The 19,560-nt window shown below is 71.3% G+C and carries 15 protein-coding genes; 7 read left to right on the top strand and 8 right to left on the bottom strand.

The genetic code is table 11. The annotated features are described in order from the left end of the window. Positions 1-128 precede the first annotated feature (128 nt). From whiA to uvrC, 4 genes are read right to left on the bottom strand one after another with little or no spacing between them, the layout of a single operon-like run. Positions 129-1,118: a DNA-binding protein WhiA gene (gene whiA, locus KBY32_RS32250; RefSeq protein WP_055621477.1), complete on the bottom strand. Its 990-nt coding sequence runs from the start codon at positions 1,116-1,118 to the stop codon at positions 129-131. Beyond that, positions 1,109-2,185, bottom strand: a complete 1,077-nt coding sequence (gene yvcK, locus KBY32_RS32245) for a uridine diphosphate-N-acetylglucosamine-binding protein YvcK (protein WP_210982574.1) — start codon at positions 2,183-2,185, stop codon at positions 1,109-1,111. The genes whiA and yvcK overlap by 10 nt, the downstream gene beginning before the upstream one ends. Next, the gene (gene rapZ, locus KBY32_RS32240; RefSeq protein ID WP_210982573.1) at positions 2,182-3,192 is read right to left on the bottom strand and encodes an RNase adapter RapZ; all 1,011 of its coding nucleotides are present in this window, start codon (positions 3,190-3,192) and stop codon (positions 2,182-2,184) included. Before rapZ ends, yvcK begins: the two co-directional genes overlap by 4 nt. Next, on the bottom strand, positions 3,189-5,297 hold the full coding sequence (gene uvrC, locus KBY32_RS32235) for an excinuclease ABC subunit UvrC (protein WP_210982572.1): 2,109 nt from the start codon (positions 5,295-5,297) through the stop codon (positions 3,189-3,191). Before uvrC ends, rapZ begins: the two co-directional genes overlap by 4 nt. Positions 5,298-5,781: 484 nt before the next feature. Between uvrC and KBY32_RS32230 the strand changes: the two genes are divergently transcribed. The 3 genes from KBY32_RS32230 (at position 5,782) to KBY32_RS32220 (ending at position 8,902) form a co-directional block, all read left to right on the top strand. Then, the gene (locus KBY32_RS32230; protein WP_210982571.1) at positions 5,782-6,738 is read left to right on the top strand and encodes a hypothetical protein; all 957 of its coding nucleotides are present in this window, start codon (positions 5,782-5,784) and stop codon (positions 6,736-6,738) included. Between the two features lie 200 nt (positions 6,739-6,938). Then, a complete protein-coding gene (locus KBY32_RS32225) occupies positions 6,939-7,988 on the top strand; it encodes a LacI family DNA-binding transcriptional regulator (protein WP_210982570.1) in 1,050 nt (349 codons plus the stop codon). Further along, entirely contained in the window at positions 7,985-8,902 is a 918-nt protein-coding gene (locus KBY32_RS32220; protein WP_210982569.1) for a carbohydrate kinase, read from the top strand. Before KBY32_RS32225 ends, KBY32_RS32220 begins: the two co-directional genes overlap by 4 nt. Positions 8,903-9,080: 178 nt before the next feature. On the opposite strand, the gene uvrA is transcribed toward KBY32_RS32220, so the two are convergent. Beyond that, positions 9,081-12,119 (bottom strand): excinuclease ABC subunit UvrA, encoded by a 3,039-nt coding sequence (gene uvrA / locus KBY32_RS32215; RefSeq protein WP_210982568.1) that lies wholly within the window; start codon positions 12,117-12,119, stop codon positions 9,081-9,083. Positions 12,120-12,341: 222 nt separating this feature from the next. Here uvrA and KBY32_RS32210 point away from each other — a divergent pair, with 222 nt between their 5' ends. Further along, positions 12,342-13,028, top strand: coding sequence for a maleylpyruvate isomerase family mycothiol-dependent enzyme (locus KBY32_RS32210; protein ID WP_210982567.1), 687 nt, complete (start codon positions 12,342-12,344; stop codon positions 13,026-13,028). Positions 13,029-13,093: 65 nt separating this feature from the next. Continuing rightward, a complete protein-coding gene (locus KBY32_RS32205) occupies positions 13,094-13,750 on the top strand; it encodes an MBL fold metallo-hydrolase (RefSeq protein ID WP_055621485.1) in 657 nt (218 codons plus the stop codon). Between the two features lie 211 nt (positions 13,751-13,961). On the opposite strand, the gene aroQ is transcribed toward KBY32_RS32205, so the two are convergent. Further along, entirely contained in the window at positions 13,962-14,435 is a 474-nt protein-coding gene (gene aroQ, locus KBY32_RS32200; protein ID WP_108706356.1) for a type II 3-dehydroquinate dehydratase, read from the bottom strand. A gap of 105 nt (positions 14,436-14,540) precedes the next feature. On the opposite strand from aroQ, the gene KBY32_RS32195 reads away from it, so the two are divergent. Both KBY32_RS32195 and KBY32_RS32190 read left to right on the top strand, forming a co-directional pair. Continuing rightward, positions 14,541-15,587, top strand: coding sequence for a S66 peptidase family protein (locus KBY32_RS32195; RefSeq protein ID WP_210982566.1), 1,047 nt, complete (start codon positions 14,541-14,543; stop codon positions 15,585-15,587). A 94-nt stretch (positions 15,588-15,681) separates the two neighbouring features. Continuing rightward, positions 15,682-16,959 (top strand): MFS transporter, encoded by a 1,278-nt coding sequence (locus tag KBY32_RS32190; RefSeq protein ID WP_210982565.1) that lies wholly within the window; start codon positions 15,682-15,684, stop codon positions 16,957-16,959. A gap of 36 nt (positions 16,960-16,995) precedes the next feature. Here KBY32_RS32190 and KBY32_RS32185 read toward each other — a convergent pair whose 3' ends face one another. Beyond that, positions 16,996-18,096 (bottom strand): calcium:proton antiporter, encoded by a 1,101-nt coding sequence (locus KBY32_RS32185; protein WP_210982564.1) that lies wholly within the window; start codon positions 18,094-18,096, stop codon positions 16,996-16,998. A 253-nt stretch (positions 18,097-18,349) separates the two neighbouring features. Continuing rightward, positions 18,350-19,351 (bottom strand): TerC family protein, encoded by a 1,002-nt coding sequence (locus KBY32_RS32180; RefSeq protein ID WP_055621490.1) that lies wholly within the window; start codon positions 19,349-19,351, stop codon positions 18,350-18,352. Between the last annotated feature and the right edge of the window lie 209 nt (positions 19,352-19,560).

Raw genomic sequence — 19,560 nt, 5'->3', positions numbered from 1 at the left:
CGAATGACTGCCAGGCTCATGCCACATCATGTCCTAGTCAAGAGTGCCGCAAAGAGCGACAAATGACGGTGCCGATGTCCCAAGTGGGCATCGGCACCTATCTTCTGACATCGGGTCAGCTCAGACCGTCATCCCACGAGGTTGTCGGCGAGTTCGTCACTGAGATTGGCCTCGGTGCCCGGGATGCCGAGGTCCTGCGCCCGCTTGTCGGCCATGGCCAGCAGCCGGCGGATACGGCCGGCGACCGCGTCCTTGGTCAGCGGCGGGTCGGCGAGCGCGCCCAGCTCCTCCAGGGAGGCCTGCTTGTGCTCCATGCGCAGCCGCCCGGCCGCGGCGAGGTGCTCGGGGACCTCCTCGCCGAGGATCTCCAACGCGCGCTGCACCCGGGCCCCGGCGGCGACGGCCGCACGGGCGGAGCGGCGCAGGTTGGCGTCGTCGAAGTTGGCGAGGCGGTTGGCCGTGGCCCGCACCTCGCGGCGCATCCGGCGCTCCTCCCAGGCCAGCACCGACTCATGGGCGCCGAGCCGGGTCAGCAGGGCGCCGATCGCGTCGCCGTCCCGGACCACCACGCGGTCCACACCGCGCACCTCGCGGGCCTTGGCCGCGATGGACAGCCGGCGGGCGGCGCCGACCAGGGCAAGGGCGGCCTCGGGACCGGGGCAGGTCACCTCCAGGGAGGAGGAACGGCCGGGCTCGGTCAGCGAGCCGTGCGCCAGGAACGCTCCGCGCCACGCGGCCTCGGCGTCGCACGTGGCCCCCGAGACCACCTGCGGCGGCAGCCCGCGGATCGGTCGCCCGCGCCCGTCGACCAGGCCGGTCTGCCGGGCCAGCTGGTCACCGCCCGCGACCACCCGAACGACGTAACGCGAACCGCGCCGCAGCCCGCCGGGCGCCATGACGATCAGCTCGGAGCTGTGCCCGAAGATCTCCAGGATGTCCCGCTTGAGTCTGCGGGCCGCCATCGCCGTGTCGAGCTCCGCCTCGATCACGATGCGTCCGCTGACCAGGTGGAGGCCGCCGGCGAACCGCAGAATGGCGGAGACCTCCGCCTTCCTGCAGCAGGTCCGGGTGACGGGGAGCCGGGAGATCTCATCCTTCACCGCTGCCGTCATCGCCATGGGCCGATCCTTCCATGCATCCGAAAAATACGGTCGTACGCGGCGGCGAGGAGCTCCGGGTCGTGCCGGGGCGTCCCGTCCGTCCGGGCCACCGGGGCCAGCTCGACCGCGGCACCGAGCCGCTTCGCGGCCTCCGTGAGCACTTCGCGGTCGGGCACGGCGGCCTCGTCGGCCAGCACCACGTCCAGGGCGAGTTTAGGGGCGTGTCGTCCCAAAACCTCCAAATGACGCTGCGGGGAGAAGCCTTCGGTTTCTCCCGGCTGCGGGGCGAGGTTCAGGGAGAGTACCCGGCGTGCCTTCGTCTCGGTGAGGGCGTCCAGCAGTTCCGGCACCAGCAGGTGCGGGATGACGGAGGAGAACCAGGAGCCGGGGCCGAGCACCACCCAGTCCGCGTCCCGCACCGCGGCGACGGCCTCGGGGACGGCCGGCGGGTCGTGCGGCACCAGGTGCACGGACTGCACCTCGCCCCGGGTCAGCGCGACGGTGGCCTGACCCCGGACCGTGTCGACCTCGTCGGGCCGCTCCGGGTCGTGCCCCTTGACCAGGGCCTGGAGCTCCAGCGGCACGGCCGACATGGGCAGCACCCGGCCGTGCGCGCCCAGCAGCTTGCCGACCAGGTCCAGGGCCTGGACGTGGTCGCCGAGCTGCTCCCACAGGGCGACGATCAGCAGATTGCCGACCGCGTGGTCGTGCAGGTCGCCCTGGGAGTGGAAGCGGTGCTGGATGACCCGGGACCAGGTCTGGCCCCAGTCGTCGTCGCCGCACAGCGCGGCCAGCGCCTTGCGCAGGTCACCGGGCGGCAGCACACCCAGCTCGTCGCGCAGACGCCCGCTGGAGCCGCCGTCGTCGGCGACGGTGACGACGGCGGTGAGGTCGCCGGTGATCCGGCGCAGCGCGGCGAGCGACGCCGACAGGCCCATGCCGCCGCCGAGGGCGACGACCTTGGGCTGGGTGCCGCGGCGGCGCGGCTTGCCGCCCCGGGTCTCGGGGGTACGGCCGGCGCGGCTGGCGCGCCCCTCCGGCACCGCCCGGCGCAGCCTGCTCAGCCGCGGAGTACGTCCGGTCATTCCCGTCCCATGTCCCGGTGCACGACCACCGTCTCCACACCCTCGGCCGCGAGGCGCGCGGCGAGCTTCTCCGACATGGCCACCGAGCGGTGCTTACCGCCCGTACAGCCGACGGCGATCGTCACATAACGCTTGCCCTCACGACGGTAGCCCGCGGCAACCAGCTGCAGCATCTCGGCGTACCGGTCGAGGAACTCCTTGGCGCCGGGCTGGTTGAAGACGTAGGCCGCCACCTCCTCGTTGAGGCCGGTGAAGGGGCGCAGCTCCGGGACCCAGTGCGGGTTCGGCAGGAACCGCATGTCCACGACCAGGTCGGCGTCCACGGGCAGGCCGTACTTGAAGCCGAAGGACATGACGGTTGCCCGCAGCTCGGGCTCCTCCTCGCCGGCGAACTGGGCGTCCATCTTCGCCCGCAGCTCGTGCACGTTCAGGCTGGAGGTGTCGATCACCAGGTCGGCGTCGCCGCGCAGCTCGCGCAGCAGCTCCCGCTCGGCGGCGATCCCGTCGACGATCCGGCCGTCGCCCTGCAGGGGGTGCGGGCGGCGCACCGACTCGAAGCGGCGCACCAGGGCGTCGTCCGAGGACTCCAGGAAGACGATCCGCCGGGTCACACCCCGCGCGTCGAGGTCGGAGAGGGACTCGCGGAGGTTGTCGAAGAAGCGCCGGCCGCGGACGTCGACGACGACCGCGATCCGCGCCACGTTGCCCTGCGAGCGCGCGCCGAGCTCCACCATGGTGGGGATCAGGGCGGGAGGCAGGTTGTCCACGACGAACCAGCCGAGGTCCTCCAGGCACTTCGCGGCCGTGGAGCGACCGGCCCCGGACATACCGGAGATGATCACCAGCTCGGGGATGGCCGCCTCGGGGACCCCGGCCTTCTCGTTGCCCGTACTCACCGGTGCTCCGTCTGTCTGGCGTGCGTCCTGCTGAACTTCTCCGGGATCTCCGTGCGTGTCCCGGGACCGCGGATCTCGGTCGGCCGTGGCCCCTGCGTCGTGCTCGTTCATGTCTCCTGCCCCCGTCGTTCGTCCGGGGCGCCCGCGGACACGGGCTCCCCCGAGGCCCCCGCCGTGGGGTCGGGTGCCTCGTCCTCCATGATCTCTCCTGTCGCGGTGTTCACGGCGGGCGCGGCCGGGGCCGCCTGCGCGAGGGCCACGGCGATGGTCTCGGCCGTCTTACGGCCTATGCCCGGCACCTCGCAGATCTGGTCGATGGTCGCGGCCCGCAGCCGCTTCACCGACCCGAAGTGCTTGATCAGGGCCTGCTTGCGGGTGTCGCCCAGACCGGGGACGTCGTCCAGCGGGCTCGACCGGAAGCGCTTGGACCGCTTGGTGCGCTGGTAGGTGATCGCGAACCGGTGGGCCTCGTCACGGATGCGCTGGAGCAGATACAGGCCCTCGCTGGTGCGCGGCAGGACGACCGGGTCGTCCTCGCCGGGGACCCAGACCTCCTCCAGACGCTTGGCGAGGCCGCAGACGGCGATGTCGTCGATGCCCAGCTCGTCCAGGGCCCGCTGGGCCGCCGCGACCTGCGGCTGCCCGCCGTCCACCACGACGAGCTGCGGCGGGTAGGCGAAGCGCTTGGGACGGCCGTCCTCGTCCTTGAGACCGTCGGACAGCGGGGCGGAGGAGACGTCCGTGAGGGGACCCGAATCGTCGCTCGCGCACGCGGCACCGTCCGGGCTCTCGCCGTCGGCCCACTCCCCCGTGCGCTCCTTCTCGGCGAGGTAGCGCTTGAACCGGCGGGTGATCACCTCGTGCATGGAGCGGACGTCGTCCTGCCCCTCGAAGCCCTTGATCTGGAACCTGCGGTACTCGCTCTTGCGGGCCAGTCCGTCCTCGAAGACGACCATGGAGGCCACCACGTCGTCGCCCTGGAGATGCGAGATGTCGTAGCACTCGATCCGGAGCGGGGCGCTGTCCAGCTCCAGCGCGTCGGCGATCTCCTCCAGCGCGCGGGAGCGGGTGGTCAGATCGGAGGCGCGCTTGGTCTTGTGCAGGATGAGGGCCTGCTGGGCGTTGCGCTCGACGGTCTCCATCAGGGCGCGCTTGTCGCCGCGCTGCGGCACACGCAGCGAGACCTGGGCGCCGCGCCGCCCCGACAGCCACTCCTGCACCGGCTCCAGCGGGTCGGGGAGGGCCGGGACGAGCACCTCCTTGGGCACGGCGTCCCCGGTCTCCTCGCCGTAGAGCTGCTGCAGGGCGTGCTCCACGAGGGCGCCGGTGGTGATCTCCTCCACCTTGTCGGTGACCCAGCCGCGCTGACCGCGCACGCGCCCGCCGCGCACGTGGAAGATCTGTACGGCCGCCTCCAGCTCGTCCTCGGCGACGGCGATCAGGTCGGCGTCCGTCGCGTCGGCGAGCACGACGGCGTTCTTCTCCATGGCCTTCTTCAGGGCCCCGATGTCGTCCCGCAGCCGCGCGGCACGCTCGTACTCCATCGCCTCGGCGGCCTCCCCCATCTGCCGCTCCAGGCGGCGCAGATAGGTGCCGGTGCGGCCGGCCATGAAGTCGCAGAACTCCTCGGCCAGTTCCCTGTGCTCCTCGGCGGAGACGCGGTCCACGCAGGGGGCGGAGCACTTGCCGATGTAGCCGAGGAGGCAGGGCCGGCCGGTACGGCGGGCGTTCTTGAACACGCCGGCCGAGCAGGTGCGGACGGGGAACACCCGCAGGAGGAGGTCGACGGTGTCCCGGATCGCCCACGCGTGCGCGTACGGCCCGAAGTACCTGACGCCCTTCTTCTTGTGACCGCGCATCACCTGCACGCGCGGATACTCCTCGTTCATCGTCACCGCGAGGTACGGGTAGCTCTTGTCGTCGCGGTACTTGACGTTGAACCGGGGGTCGTACTCCTTGATCCAGGAGTACTCCAGCTGCAGCGCCTCGACCTCGGTGGAGACGACGGTCCACTCCACGGAGGCGGCCGTGGTGACCATCGACCGGGTGCGCGGGTGCAGGCCCGCCAGGTCCTGGAAGTAGTTCGCCAGGCGCTGGCGCAGGCTTTTCGCCTTTCCGACGTAGATCACCCGGCGGTGCTCGTCACGGAACCTGTACACCCCGGGCGAGTCCGGGATCTGTCCCGGCTTGGGGCGGTAGCTGGAGGGGTCGGCCATGTCTCACACCCTACTGGCGCGCAGTGACAGTCCGGCGAGCCTGTGGACAACCTGACAGCGCCGGTCGCCGTGGTCAGCGGCCTGTGGACAAACGTCCGGGCGGCCCGCTCCCGCCGGGGCGGTCCGCCCCGGCGGCCCTCCTTCGGTCACCCTCCGTGAGGAGTGGCTGACCGGCCGACGGAGCCGGGGACCGGAGGCCTGCGCCATCGGGGCGCGAGGGGGCGCCGGTCGCCGTCATAGGCGGCGCGCCGTGGCACGGGGTGTCCGGAAGCCGATGCGCAGGGACTCGGCCAGGACGCCGCGGCCGTTGCGGCGCAAGTGTTGTCGGGGCCTGGCCGACACGCTTCAATGCGGGGGAACTCGGGGCCCTGAACGACGGCTTACGGATGTGAAGACCCCCGCCCCACCCTCGCCGCGCGGGTGGCCCCGAGTCGCGTGAACGGTCCGACCAGCCGTTGTGACACCACAGCAGAAAGGCCCCTGCATGCCGCACGCCCCTCAGCACGCGGACATCGCCGCCGTCAGCACCGCGGAGCTGGACACGGCCCTGCGAGGCGGCCCCTTCCACGTCGCCCTGCGTGCCGCGATCGCGGCACGGGGTCTGCCCCTGCAGCGTGTCCAGCACCACCTCTCGCGGCGCGGGGTGAAGGTGGGCGTGACCAGCCTGAGCTACTGGCAGCAGGGAGCCCGCCGGCCGCAGCGCCCTGAGTCCCTGCGCGCGGTGCGCGCCCTGGAGGAGATACTCCAGCTGCCCGAGGAGTCCCTGATCCGGCTGCTCGCCGAGGCCGACGGGCAGGCCGCCCACCAGCGCCCGGCGGCCCGCTCCTACCGGGCCCTGGTGGAGGCGTCGGGCGTCCTGGAGCACCTGCTGTCCGAGCTGGACAGCCCCCGCGACGGCGGTCTGCACACGCTGGCCCACCACGAGCGGGTCCGGATCGGGGAGCGCCGCGAGCTGGCGGAGTGCGAGTCCCACCACATCGTGCGGGCCCACACGGACGGCGTGGACCGCTTCGTGGCCGTCCACCACGGCGACCCGGGCTGTCTGCCGGAGCGCATGAGGGTGCACGCCCTGGAGAACTGCCGCACCGGGCGCGTCCGCCGGCACCAGGAGACCGGCGTCCTCGTCGCCGAACTGCTCTTCGGTACCCGGCTGCGGGCGGGCGAGACGCACCTCTTCCGGTACGGCGTCGAGGACGGCACGGCCGACGTCTCCCACGAGTACGCGCGGGGCTTCCCGCTCGCGGGCGGGCAGTACGCCCTTCAGGTCCGCTTCGCCGAGAACGCCGTCCCCCTGCACTGCCACCGCTTCTCCCAGCACTCGGCCGCGGCGCCCCGGGGCGGCCGGCAGCGGTTGGCCCTGAGCGCCCAGCACCGGTCCGTCCACCTCGTCGAGCAGCGGGTGCGGACGGGCATCGTGGGCATCGGGTGGGCCTGGGAGTAAGCACCCTGAGCCGCCAGCTCGGTCGTCAGGATCGGAAGGAGCTACGGGAGGGTCCGGCCGCCGAGTGACGTAAACGCTTGCGCAAGCGTTTACGTCGTCCGGTTCCGTGCGGTACCTTCCCGGACGGAAGCAGCCGGGGCGGCCTCGATGTGCCCTGCCCGTGCTGGGGATCGCAGCGGTCACGAGCGGGAGGAGCCGCCATGGCGACCATGGCCGACGTCGCGCGCAGCGCGGGTGTGTCCGTGGCGACCGTCTCCCACGTCCTGAACGGCACCCGGCCCGTGCTGCCCCACACCCGCCAGGCGGTGCTGGACGCGGTGGACGAGCTCGGCTACACGCCCAACACCCTCGCGCGCTCTCTGGTGACCTCGCGCACCCGTTCCATCGGGCTCGCGGTGTCGGCGATCAGCAACCCCTACTTCACTGAGATCCTCCAGGGCGTCGAGGCCGCGGCCCTGGAGCACGGGTACAGCCTGCTCATCGCCGACCCGCACGACGATCCGCGCCATGAGCGCAAGGTGGTGCAGCTGCTGCACGAGCGCCGGGTCGACGGCATGATCGTGGCGCCGTCGCCCGACCCGGGCGAGCTCCTCGCCTACCTGGGCCGTCACAAGGTGCCGACCGTCCTGCTGGACCGGGTGGTCGACCTTCCGGCGGACGGCACGCTCGTCTGCGACCAGGTCTGTGCCGAGAGCGCCGGCCCCGTGGCCCGGCTCGTCACCCATCTCGCCGGGCTCGGCCACCGCCGGATCGGCATGATCGCCGGCCTCCCCGGGCTGAGCACCACCGACGAGCGGCTCGCCGGGTACCGGGACGGTCTGGCCGCCGCCGGGCTCGCGTACGACGAGGGCCTGGTCGCACACGGCGACTCCGAGTCCGCGGGAGCCGCACAGGCCACCGCTGCCCTGCTGTCATTCCCCTCGCCGCCCACGGCGCTGGTCACCGCCAACAACGCCATGACCATCGGAGCCCTGCGCGCCCTGCGCGCGCACGGCCTGTCGGTGCCCGAGGACATCGCGCTGTGCTGCTTCGACGACTTCGCCTGGGCCGATCTGTTCTCTCCCCGGCTCACCGCGATCGCCCAGCCCAGCAGGGCCATGGGCGCCGAGGCCGTCCGGGTCCTGCTGGACCGCCTCGCGGCGCCGGACGGGCCCGCCCGGGTCCTGCGTCTGCCCTGCACCTTCGTGCACCGCACCTCGTGCGGATGTGCCGAACAGCCCCTGACGTCCGTGAAAGGAACCCCCTCGTGATCGTCGTCGCCGGTGAGGCCCTGATCGATCTGGTGCCGCAGGGCACGGGCGCCCTCGCCCCGCTGCGGCCGGCGCTCGGCGGGGGCCCGTACAACACCGCCGTCGCCCTCGGCCGGCTCGGCTCCCCCACCGCCTTCTGTTCCCGGACATCCCTCGACGCCTTCGGGGAGGCCTTGCTGGACGGGCTCCGTGAGGCCGGGGTGGATGTGTCGGCCGTGCAGCGCGGCCCGGAGCCGACCACGCTGGCCGTCGCCATCGTCGACGACAAGGGGTCGGCCGCCTACTCCTTCTATGTCGACGGCACCGCAGACCGGCTCTTCTCGGCGCCCGCGGAGCTGCCGGAGCGGACCCGCGCGGTGTCCTTCGGGACCTGTTCACTCGTCCTGGAGCCGGGGGCGAGCGCCTATGAGCAGCTGATGCGGCGGGCGGCCGCGCAAGGCGTGTTCACCGCGTTGGACCCGAACATCCGGGCGGGGCTGATACCGGACGCGGACGGCTACCGGGCCCGGTTCGAGAGCTGGCTGCCCTCGGTGTCGCTGCTCAAGCTGTCCGAGGAGGACGCGGCGTGGCTGGGTGGGACGCCGCGTGAGTGGCTGGCCGCGGGACCGGCGGCCGTCGTGGTCACCCGGGGCGGGGACGGGCTGACCGCCTATACGCGGGACGGGGCGGTGCACTCGGTGCCGGGTGAGGCCGTCGAGGTGGTGGACACGATCGGTGCGGGCGACACCGTGAACGCGGCCCTGCTGCATGGGCTGGCCGCGCAGGACGCGTTGGCCGCCGACGCGCTCGTGGGACTGGGCGCGGAGGGCTGGACGCGGCTGCTGGGGTTCGCGGCGCGGGCTGCCGCGATCACCTGTTCCCGGGCGGGGGCGGAACCGCCGTACGCCTCCGAAGTGGTGGACTTTCCCGGTTAGACGACCGGGGGTTCGTCCGCCCTCGGTGTCCGGTGCGCTGTTGAGGAGTCAAAGTGCGGTGCGGGCCGCCGGGTGGGGCCGCTGATGGGGGAACGGGCGGCGCCCCGCGGGGAGTTCCCGCGGGGCGCCGCCCGTTCCGGAATGATTTGGTCCGTCCGCGATGGGGCGGACCCACCGCTCAGGACGACTTGCGTGCCCGCGTCGTCTTCTTCGCGGTGCTCGCGGACGTCGCCTTCTTCGCCGCCGTCTTCTTCGCGGTGCCGGTGGCCTTGTCGGCCGTCCGGGCCGTCGCCGTCCTGCGCGTCGCCGAGCCGGCCGCGACGGTCTTCCGGGCCGTCTTGCGCGGAGCCTTCACCGAGGCAGCGTCGCTGATCCGGTCGGCGTCGAGGATCTCGCGCAGGAACTTGCCAGTGTGGCTGGCGGGGACCGCGGCGACCTCCTCGGGCGTGCCCTCGGCGACGACGAGACCGCCTCCGGCGCCACCCTCGGGGCCCATGTCGACGAGCCAGTCGGCCGTCTTGATCACGTCGAGGTTGTGCTCGATGACGATGACCGTGTTGCCCTTGTCGACCAGGCCCGACAGGACCTTCAGCAGCTTGCTGATGTCCTCGAAGTGCAGACCGGTGGTCGGCTCGTCGAGGACGTAGACCGTGCGGCCGGTGGAGCGCTTCTGGAGCTCGCTGGCGAGCTTCACGCGCTGCGCCTCACCGCCGGACAGCGTGGTCGCCGCTTGGCCGAGCCGGACGTAGCCGAGGCCGACGTCGTTCAGCGTCTTGAGGTGCCGGTTGATCGCCGGGACGGCCTCGAAGAAGTCCATGGCCTCCTCGATCGGCATGTTCAGGACCTCGGCGATGGACTTGCCCTTGTAGTGGACCTCCAGGGTCTCCCGGTTGTACCGGGCGCCGTGGCAGACCTCGCACGGGACGTAGACGTCCGGGAGGAAGTTCATCTCGATCTTGATCGTGCCGTCGCCCGCGCAGTTCTCGCAGCGGCCGCCCTTGACGTTGAAGGAGAAGCGGCCGGGCAGGTAGCCGCGGACCTTCGCCTCGGTGGTCTCGGCGAACAGCTTGCGGATGTGGTCGAAGACACCGGTGTACGTCGCCGGGTTGGACCGCGGCGTACGGCCGATGGGCGACTGGTCGACGTGCACGACCTTGTCGACCAGGTCGTCGCCGTCCACGCGCGTGTGCCGCCCGGGGACGCTGCGGGCGCCGTTCAGCTCGCGGGCCAGGTGCGTGTACAGGATGTCGTTGACCAGGGTCGACTTGCCCGAGCCGGAGACGCCGGTCACCGCCGTGAAGACGCCGAGCGGGAAGGAGACGTCGATGTCCTGGAGGTTGTTCTCCCGGGCGCCGTGGACCGTGAGCTGCCGGGACGGGTCGATCGGGCGCCGGATGTCGGGCAGCGGGATGGCCTTCTTGCCCGCCAGGTACTGGCCGGTCTGCGACTCGTCGTTGGCGAGCAGCTCCTTCAGGGAGCCGCTGTGGACGACCTTGCCGCCGTGCTCACCGGCGCCGGGGCCGATGTCGACGATCCAGTCGGCGACCTTGATGGTGTCCTCGTCGTGCTCGACGACGATGAGGGTGTTGCCCATGTCGCGCAGGCGGACCAGGGTCTCGATCAGCCGGTGGTTGTCCCGCTGGTGCAGACCGATGGACGGCTCGTCGAGGACGTAGAGGACGCCGACGAGTCCGGAGCCGATCTGGGTGGCGAGCCGGATGCGCTGGGCCTCGCCGCCGGACAGGGTGCCAGCCGCGCGGTTGAGCGAGAGGTAGTCCAGGCCGACGTCGACCAGGAACCGCAGCCGCTCGTTGACCTCCTTCAGCACGCGCTCGGCGATCTTCTTGTCGCGGGCGCTCAGCTTCAGCTCGCCCAGGAAGTCCGCGCAGTCGCTGATGGACATGGCGGAGACCTCGGCGATGGACTTCCCCATGACCGTGACGGCGAGGACGATCGGCTTCAGCCGGGTGCCCTGGCACGAGGGGCACGGCACCTCGCGCATATAGCCCTCGAAGCGCTCACGGCTCGCGTCGCTCTCGGCCTCGCTGTGCCGGCGCTTGACGAAGGGGACGGCGCCTTCGAACGGCGTCGTGTAGACCCGCTCGCGGCCGTACCGGTTGCGGTACCGCACCTCGATCTGCGTCTTGTGGCCGTACAGCAGGGCCTTCTTGGCGCGCTGCGGCAGTCCGGCGAAGGGGATGTCCGTCCGGAAGCCGAGGGCGTCCGCGAGGGCGCCGATCAGCCGGCCGAAGTAGTCCTTGGTGTGCCCGTGCGACCAGGGGTGGATGGCGCCCTCGTCGAGGGACTTGTCCTCGTCGGGGACGATCAGCTCGGGGTCGACCTCCATGCGCGTGCCGATGCCGGTGCACTCGGGGCAGGCGCCGAACGGCGAGTTGAAGGAGAAGGAGCGGGGCTCCAGCTCCTCGAAGGAGAGGTCGTCGTACGGGCAGTACAGGTGCTCCGAGAACATGCGCTCGCGCTCGGGGTCGTCCTCGGGGAGGTCGACGAAGTCGAGCACGACCATGCCGCCGGACAGGCCGAGGGCGGTCTCGACGGAGTCGGTGAGACGGCGCTTGGCGGAGTCCTTCACCGTGAGGCGGTCGACGACCACCTCGATGGTGTGCTTCTCCTGCTTCTTCAGCGTGGGCGGGCTGGACAGCTGGATCGTCTCGCCGTCCACGCGTGCGCGTGAATAGCCCTTGGTCTGCAGGTCGGAGAAGAGGTCGACGAACTCGCCCTTGCGCTCGCGGACGAGCGGCGACAGGACCTGGAAGCGGCTGCCCTCCGGCAGCTCCAGGACCCGGTCGACGATGGCCTGCGGCGACTGGCGCGTGATGGGGCGGCCGCACTCGGGACAGTGCGGCTTGCCGATGCGCGCGAAGAGCAGACGCAGGTAGTCGTAGACCTCGGTGATGGTGCCGACCGTGGAGCGCGGGTTGCGCGAGGTCGACTTCTGGTCGATGGAGACCGCCGGGGACAGACCCTCGATGAAGTCGACGTCCGGCTTGTCCATCTGCCCGAGGAACTGCCGGGCGTAGGACGACAGCGACTCGACGTAGCGTCGCTGCCCCTCGGCGAAGATGGTGTCGAAGGCCAGCGAGGACTTGCCCGACCCCGACAGGCCCGTGAAGACGATGAGCGAGTCGCGCGGCAGGTCGAGCGAGACATTCTTCAGGTTGTGCTCGCGCGCGCCACGGACGATGAGACGGTCGGCCACGCCGGTCCGCACCTTTCTTGAGAGAAGTGACAGGGGCGAGGCCCCCGTCATTTCCAGACTAGGGGGAGCCACTGACAACGCCGGTCGGATTCCGTGAGGGACAACAATCCCGGGCCATCCAGCATGCCCGACGCCGCGATCGAGCCTATAGCACGCGCATTCGATTTAAGGGCGTTGTTCACCACCTTCACCCAAAGGTGTGGTGGAGCTAATGTCAGGCCCATGATTGATCACGCTCGTGACCTGGAGTCCGTACGCGAGGCGACCGAACGGCTGCTCACCGCAGTCGGCAAGCTGGACAACGCCTCTGTGACCGAGCCGTCACGGCTTCCCGGCTGGAGCCGCGGTCATGTCCTCGCCCACCTCGCCCGTAACGCGGACGCTTTGGTGAACGTTCTCGAGGGCCGTCCCATGTACGCCTCCGCCGCGGCCCGCGACGCCGACATCGAGCGGGACGCCTCCCGCCCGCTGGACGTCCAGCTCACCGACGTCCGGCAGAGCGCCGACCGCTTCCAGCAGGCCGCGGCCGCGCCCGCCGACTGGTCGCGCACGGTGGAGCTGCGCAACGGTGTGACGGACGCCGCCGCCCGCATCCCTTTCCGGCGCTGGATCGAGGTGGAGCTGCACCACGTCGACCTGGGCGTCGGGTACGAGCTGGAGGACCTGCCCGCCGAGTTCCTGGAGCGCGAGACGGACTTCCTCACGGAGCGCTTCGCGGGCAACGCGGACGTCGAGCCGGTCCGGCTGACGGACGGCACGCGCGTGTGGCGCACGGGCCGGCACGCGGACGAGCCGGCGATCACCGTCCGGGGCACCGGACCCAACCTGCTCGGCTGGCTCGCCGGCCGCCGCACGGGCTCCGCGCTGACCGTCGAGGGCGGCACCCTGCCGACGCTGCCGCCGCTCTAGCAAGCCGTGGGCTTTCCCGGCGTCCGGGACGGCCGCTTGTCAGCGTCCCGCTATAGGCTGCCGCCATGACGTACAGCGGACAGGTGACGGTCGGTGGCCCCGCCGACGTGCACGAGCTCAAGGACCTGATGATCACCAAGATCGCGGTCGGCCCGATGGACAACAACGCCTATCTGCTGCGCTGCAGGGCCACGGACGAGCAACTGCTGATCGACGCCGCCAACGACGCGGACACCCTGCTGGGCACGATCGGTGACGACGGCATCGCGTCCGTCGTCACCACCCACCAGCACGGCGACCACTGGCAGGCCCTCGCCGCCGTCGTGGAGGCCACCGGCGCGCGCACCTACGCCGGACGCGAGGACGCGGACGGCATCCCGGTCCCCACCGACGTCCTCCTGGACGACGGCGACGTCATCCGGGTGGGGCGCGTGGAGCTCACCGCGCGCCATCTGGTCGGGCACACGCCGGGTTCGATCGCCCTGGTCTACGACGACCCGCACGGGCATCCGCATGTGTTCACCGGCGACTGCCTCTTCCCGGGCGGTGTGGGCAACACCCGTAAGGATCCCGAGGCGTTCGCCCGCCTGATCCACGACGTCGAGACCAAGATCTTCGACGTGCTGCCCGACGAGACCTGGGTCTACCCCGGGCACGGCGACGACACCACGCTGGGCGCCGAGCGCCCGCATCTGCCGGAGTGGCGCGCCCGCGGCTGGTGAGGCCGAGCCGGGGTACGGCAGCGGCTTGGATCCCCGGCGTACGCGCCCCGTGTGAACGCCGCGCACGCGGTGGGGCCACGCGTGCGCTCCCGGCGTGCGACGGCGCGCGGTCCACTGGTGGTGCCCCGCGCAGGATGACGGCTCCTGAGCGGTACGGGCCGCCGGTCTTCCCATCCCCGCCCTCGGCCGGCGGCCCCGGCGAGCCGCCCGGTCAGGTGTCCGCGCGGCCCGACCCGGCCAGCGCCGCGACCCGCTCCACCCCGAACGCGTAGCCCTGCACACCGCACCCCGCGATGACCCCGTCGGCCCGCAGGGAGACGTAGGAGTGGTGCCGGAACGACTCGCGCCGGTGGATGTTGGAGATGTGGACCTCCAGCACGGGCAGCCCGTCGCAGGTGTTGAGGGCGTCCAGGATCGCCACGGAGGTGTGCGAGTAGGCGCCCGGGTTGATCACGATGCCGCAGTGGCCGAGCCGGGCCTCGTGGATCCAGTCGACCAGTTCGCCCTCGTGGTTGGACTGGCGGAAGTCGACGGTGCCGCCGTGGGCGGCCGCCGTCCTGGCGCACAGTGCCTCCACGTCCGCGAGGGTCTCGGAGCCGTAGATCTCCGGCTGCCGCTGGCCGAGCAGGTTCAGGTTGGGGCCGTTCAAGATCATGACGGGTGCGTCGGCGAGGGTGCGGGGCACGGTTCCTCCGGTCCGTTTCGGGGTCGCGCGGTGCGGGAACCACCGCTGCTCGGACCCCGGTTTATCACGGTGCGGTCGGCTTTCCCGGCCGCCTACTCTCTGGGCATGACCATGATCTCCTATCCGCCCAAGCCCTCCCCCGGTGACCGTGTCGCCGTCATCTCGCCCGGCGCCGGGCTGCCCGGGCTCTTCCCTCAACCGTTCGAGCTGGGCTTGAAGCGGCTGCGTGAGGACTTCGGGCTCGAACCGGTCGAGTATCCGGCGACCCGAACGATGGGGTCGACGCCTCAGCAGCGGGCGGACGACATCCACGCCGCCTTCGCCGATCCGGACGTCAAGGCGGTCATCGCGTCCATCGGCGGCGACGACCAGATCACCGTGCTGCCGTATCTGGACCGGGAGTTGATCCGGGCCAACCCGAAGCCGTTCTTCGGGATGAGCGACAACACGAACCTGCTGATGTTCCTGCGCAACACCGGGATCGTCGCCTACCACGGGGGCAGCGTGATGGTCGAGCTCGGCCGCCCCGGCGCCATGAACCCGCAGACCGCCGACTCCCTGCGGGCCGCGCTCTTCACCTCCGGCGCGTACATCCTGAGCCCCGCCGAACGCTGGAACGACATCAACCGCGACTGGGCCGATCCCGCGACGTTCGACTCGGAGGCGGAGCTGCGGCCCGCCGACCCCTGGAGCTGGGTCAACGCCGACCGCGTCGTGGAGGGCCGCACCTGGGGCGGCTGTCTGGAGATCCTCGGCTGGCTGCTGATGGCGGACCGCGAGATCGCCCACGACCTCACCGAGTACGACGGGGGCGTCCTGCTGCTGGAGACGAGCGAGGAGATGCCCAGCGGCGAGGAGGTCTTCCGCACCCTGCGGAACATGGGCGAGCGCGGGCTGCTCCAGCGCTTCTCCGCGCTGCTCATGGGCCGGGCGAAGACGTGGTCCTTCGAGCGCCCCACCTCCCCGGAGGAGGCCGCCGAGTACGCCGCCGAGCAGCGCGCGGCCGTCGAGCGCGCGATGAAGGCGTACGCCCCCGACACGATGATCGTCTTCGACGTCGACTTCGGTCACACCGATCCACAACTGGTGATCCCTTACGGCGGCACGGTGCGCGTCGACGGTCCCGCCCGGCGCATCACGGTCACATACTGACCGACCCCCGCGCGCCCGCACGCCCCCGTAACCAGTTGTCACGCTGGGTAGTTGACCGGGCATGCGCGATGTACGCACCGTAAGGGCGCCTTCCATGCTGCGGCTCGCGGGCGCGTCGCTCGCCGGGACGGCCATCGAGTTCTACGACTTCTTCGTCTACGGCACCGCGGCGGCCCTGGTGCTGGGGCCGTTGTTCTTCCCCACGTTCTCGCCGGTGGCGGGGACGCTGGCCGCCTTCGCCACGTTCGGCGTGGGCTTCGTGGCGCGGCCGCTGGGCTCGGTGCTGTTCGGGCACATCGGGGACCGGCGCGGGCGGCGGCCGGTCCTCGTCGCCTCGCTCCTGCTGACCGGCGCCTCCACGGTCGCGGTCGGCTGTGTGCCGACGTACGGGTCGATCGGCGTGGCCGCGCCCCTGCTTCTGCTCGTGCTGCGCTTTCTGCAGGGGCTGGGGCTCGGCGGCGAGTGGGGCGGGGCCGTCCTGCTGACCGTGGAGCACGCGCCTGCCCATCGGCGGGCGCTGTGGTCGAGTTTCCCGCAGGTCGGTCCGGCGCTGGGCTTCCTGCTGGCCAACGGGGTGGTGCTGGGGCTGTCGGCTGGGCTGTCCGAGGAGCAGTTCGCGGCGTGGGGCTGGCGGGTGCCGTTCTGGGCCGCCGGGGTGCTCGCGGTGGCGGGCCTGTGGCTGCGGTCGTCGCTCGCGGAGAGTCCGCGGTTCCTGGAGATCGACGACCACGCGCGCGTGCCGCTCGTCGAGGTGGTGCGCGACCACTGGCGGCTTCTGCTGCTGACGGCCGGTGCGCTCTCGGTCGGGTACGCGATCTTCTACGCGGTCTCGACCTGGTCGCTCGCCTACGGCACGGAACGGCTCGGGGTGAGCCGTACCGTCATGCTGACGTGTGTGATGGGCGCGGTGGTGGTGAAGGGCGCGCTCACCCCGGTGATGGCGCTGCTCGGCGACCGGTACGGGCGGCGGCCGCTGTGCCTGGCGGGATGCGCCGCGGCCGCGCTGTGGATGCTGCCGATGGTCGCGCTGCTCGCGACGGGCCGGCCCCTGCCGATGTTCCTGGGCCTGACCGGCGCGCTGATCGCGTTCATCACCATGTTCGCGGTGATCGCCGCGTATCTGCCGGAGCTGTACGAGCCCCGCGTGCGTTGCACGGGTGCCGCCGTCGGCTACAACCTCGGCGGGGTCCTCGGCGGCGCGCTCACGCCGATCGTGGCGACGGCGCTCGCCGGGCAGGGCGGAAGGGTGCCCTGGAGTGTGGGCGTGTATCTGACGGGGATCGCGCTGCTCAGCCTGGGCTGTTTCGCGCTGCTGCCCGAGACCCGCCCGGTGGCGGCGGTGACGCCGGCGGCCGAGCCCGCCACCGGATGACCGGACCCGGTGACGTGCCGTGCCGCCGACGCGGGCTCACGGGTTGATCGCGAGCTCCAGATACGCCGCGAACAGCACGAGGTGGACGCCGCCCTGGAGCGGTGTCGCCCGCCCGGGGACGACCGTCAGCGAGCTCACCACCACCGTCAGGGCCAGCAGCACCATATGGGTGGGGCCGAGTCCCAGGACGAGCGGGCCGGACAGCCAGAGGGAGGCCAGCGCCACCGCGGGGATGGTGAGGCCGATGCTGGCCATCGCCGAGCCGAGGGCCAGGTTCAGGCTGGTCTGCACGCGGTCTCGGCGGGCGGCGCGCAGGGCGGCGATCGTCTCGGGCAGCAGCACCAGCAGGGCGATGATCACACCGACGACGGCGTGGTGCAGTCCGGCCGCCTGCACGCCGGACTCGATGGTGGGTGACACTCCCTTGGCCAGGCCGACCACGCCGACCAGGGCGAGGCCGAGCAGGCCGAGGCTGGTGAGCGCGGCGCGCTTCGAGGGCGCGTCGGCGTGCGCGTCGGAGGTGATGACCTCGCCCTTGCGGCTGACCGGCAGGAAGTAGTCGCGGTGCCGCACGGTCTGGGTCGTCACGAACAGGCCGTAGAGGATCAGCGAGGAGACCGCGGCGAACGACAGTTGCACCGTGGAGAACTCGGCTCCGGGCTTGCTGGTGGTGAAGGTGGGCAGCACCAGGCTGAGGGTGGCGAGTGTGGCGACGGTCGCCAGGGCGGCGCCGGTGCCCTCGGGGTTGAAGACCGCCGTACGGTGCCGCAGGGAGGCGACCAGGAGGCACAGGCCGACGATGCCGTTGCAGGTGATCATCACGGCCGCGAAGACGGTGTCCCGGGCCAGGGTGGCGCTCTTGTCGCCGCCGTCGAGCATGAGGGTCACGATGAGGGCTACCTCGATGATCGTGACGGCGACGGCGAGAACGAGGGAGCCGAAGGGTTCACCCACCCGGTGGGCGACCACCTCGGCGTGATGGACGGCGGCGAGGACGGCTCCGGCGAGGACCAGAGTGACCACCGCGACGACCGGGCCGGGCAGGTCCCGGCCCCAGGTGAGGACCAGCAGCACGGCCGCGAGCACCGGCACGACGGTCGTCCACCGGGCAGCGAGCGGTCTCAGCCGATCGATCATGGAGCGATCGTCGCAAAGGCTCTTCGGGTTCGCATTGTCTGAGGAGTGCTCGGGCGGTGCCGCGGCACCCTCGTCGGCCGGGGGGCGCGTGTGTCGGGTGTCGTGGTGCGAAATCGGTCATCTCCTGTACGTCGCGGTCCAGGTCGGAGCCGATCGCCCGGTGGGCGGTCGGCCATGCACGGGGAGTGGTGCCCGGCGCTGAGCCGGACACCACTCCCGCTGTCGGTCCTCGACGTGCTGCCGCGGTGGGCGGTCAGACGTCGATGCTGTCCTTGGGGGTGCCCTCGCCGTCCTGGCGCACCGCCTCGGCCTCCGCCTGCTTCTTCGAGGCCCTGAGGCTGGTGAGGGTGGTGACGATCAGGACGGAGCAGATCACGCCGAGCGAGACCGGGATGCTGATCTCGGGGACGTGGACCCCCGACTCGTGCAGGGCGTGCAGCACCAGCTTCACGCCGATGAAGCCGAGGATGATCGACAGGCCGTAGCTCAGGTGGACCAGCTTGCGCAGCAGGCCGCCGATGAGGAAGTACAGCTGCCGCAGACCCATCAGCGCGAAGGCGTTCGCGGTGAAGACGATGTACGGGTCCTGCGTCAGGCCGAAGATCGCCGGGATGGAGTCCAGGGCGAAGAGCACGTCCGTCGTGCCGATCGCGAGCATCACGACCAGCATCGGGGTCATGACCCGCTTGCCGTTCTCCCGGATCCACAGCTTGGTGCCGTGGTAGCGGTCGGCGACACCGAACCTGCGCTCGGCGGCCTTGAGCAGCTTGTTCTCCTCGAACTCCTCGTCCTCCTGGCCGGCCCGGGCCTCCTGGATGAGCTTCCAGGCCGTCCAGATGAGGAAGGCGCCGAAGAGGTAGAACACCCACGAGAAGCTGGCGAGGATGGCGGCGCCCGCGGCGATGAAGATGGCCCGCAGCACCAGGGCTATGAGGACACCGACCAGCAGCACACGCTGCTGGTACTGCGAGGGCACCGCGAACTTCGCCATGATCAGGACGAAGACGAAGAGGTTGTCGACGCTCAGCGATTTCTCGGTGATGAAGCCGGCGAAGAACTCGCCGCCCGCCTGTCCCCCGCCGAAGATCAGCAGGCCGAGGCCGAACAGGCCGGCCAGGGCGATCCAGACGACGGTCCAGATTCCGGCTTCCTTGATCGACACGTCATGCGGCTTGCGGCCGATGAAGAAGTCGACGGCGATGAGGGCGGCGAGGCCCACGATGGTCAGGACCCACAGGGTCGTTGAAACTTCCACTGCGCCTCCGGCAGTCGTAACGGCAGATGTCAGCGTCGTCGCGCGCCGGAGGTCTCTTCCACCCACGATGGGCCGACGCCCCGGGATCTGGCCTGATCCGTATTGACGGGTACGCCGCAGCAGACAGGGAGTACTCCCCTCCGTGGGATCAACAGTAACCCAATCACCAAGGAAAGGTAAAGCGCTTGGCAAAAGAGATGCCAAGTGAG

The sequence above is a fragment of the Streptomyces sp. RK62 genome (assembly GCF_018070255.1).
Classification (GTDB): Bacteria; Actinomycetota; Actinomycetes; order Streptomycetales; family Streptomycetaceae; genus Streptomyces; species Streptomyces nigra.
This window is presented reverse-complemented; position numbering and strand designations above follow the sequence as displayed.

Coding starts and splice junctions, on each gene's coding strand:
- whiA (WP_055621477.1), bottom strand. CDS start 1,118: ATGGCGATGACGGCAGCGGTGAAGGATGAGATCTCCCGGCTCCCCGTC.
- yvcK (WP_210982574.1), bottom strand. CDS start 2,185: ATGACCGGACGTACTCCGCGGCTGAGCAGGCTGCGCCGGGCGGTGCCG.
- rapZ (WP_210982573.1), bottom strand. CDS start 3,192: ATGAACGAGCACGACGCAGGGGCCACGGCCGACCGAGATCCGCGGTCC.
- uvrC (WP_210982572.1), bottom strand. CDS start 5,297: ATGGCCGACCCCTCCAGCTACCGCCCCAAGCCGGGACAGATCCCGGAC.
- KBY32_RS32230 (WP_210982571.1), top strand. CDS start 5,782: ATGCCGCACGCCCCTCAGCACGCGGACATCGCCGCCGTCAGCACCGCG.
- KBY32_RS32225 (WP_210982570.1), top strand. CDS start 6,939: ATGGCGACCATGGCCGACGTCGCGCGCAGCGCGGGTGTGTCCGTGGCG.
- KBY32_RS32210 (WP_210982567.1), top strand. CDS start 12,342: ATGATTGATCACGCTCGTGACCTGGAGTCCGTACGCGAGGCGACCGAA.
- KBY32_RS32205 (WP_055621485.1), top strand. CDS start 13,094: ATGACGTACAGCGGACAGGTGACGGTCGGTGGCCCCGCCGACGTGCAC.
- KBY32_RS32195 (WP_210982566.1), top strand. CDS start 14,541: ATGACCATGATCTCCTATCCGCCCAAGCCCTCCCCCGGTGACCGTGTC.
- KBY32_RS32190 (WP_210982565.1), top strand. CDS start 15,682: ATGCTGCGGCTCGCGGGCGCGTCGCTCGCCGGGACGGCCATCGAGTTC.
- KBY32_RS32185 (WP_210982564.1), bottom strand. CDS start 18,096: ATGATCGATCGGCTGAGACCGCTCGCTGCCCGGTGGACGACCGTCGTG.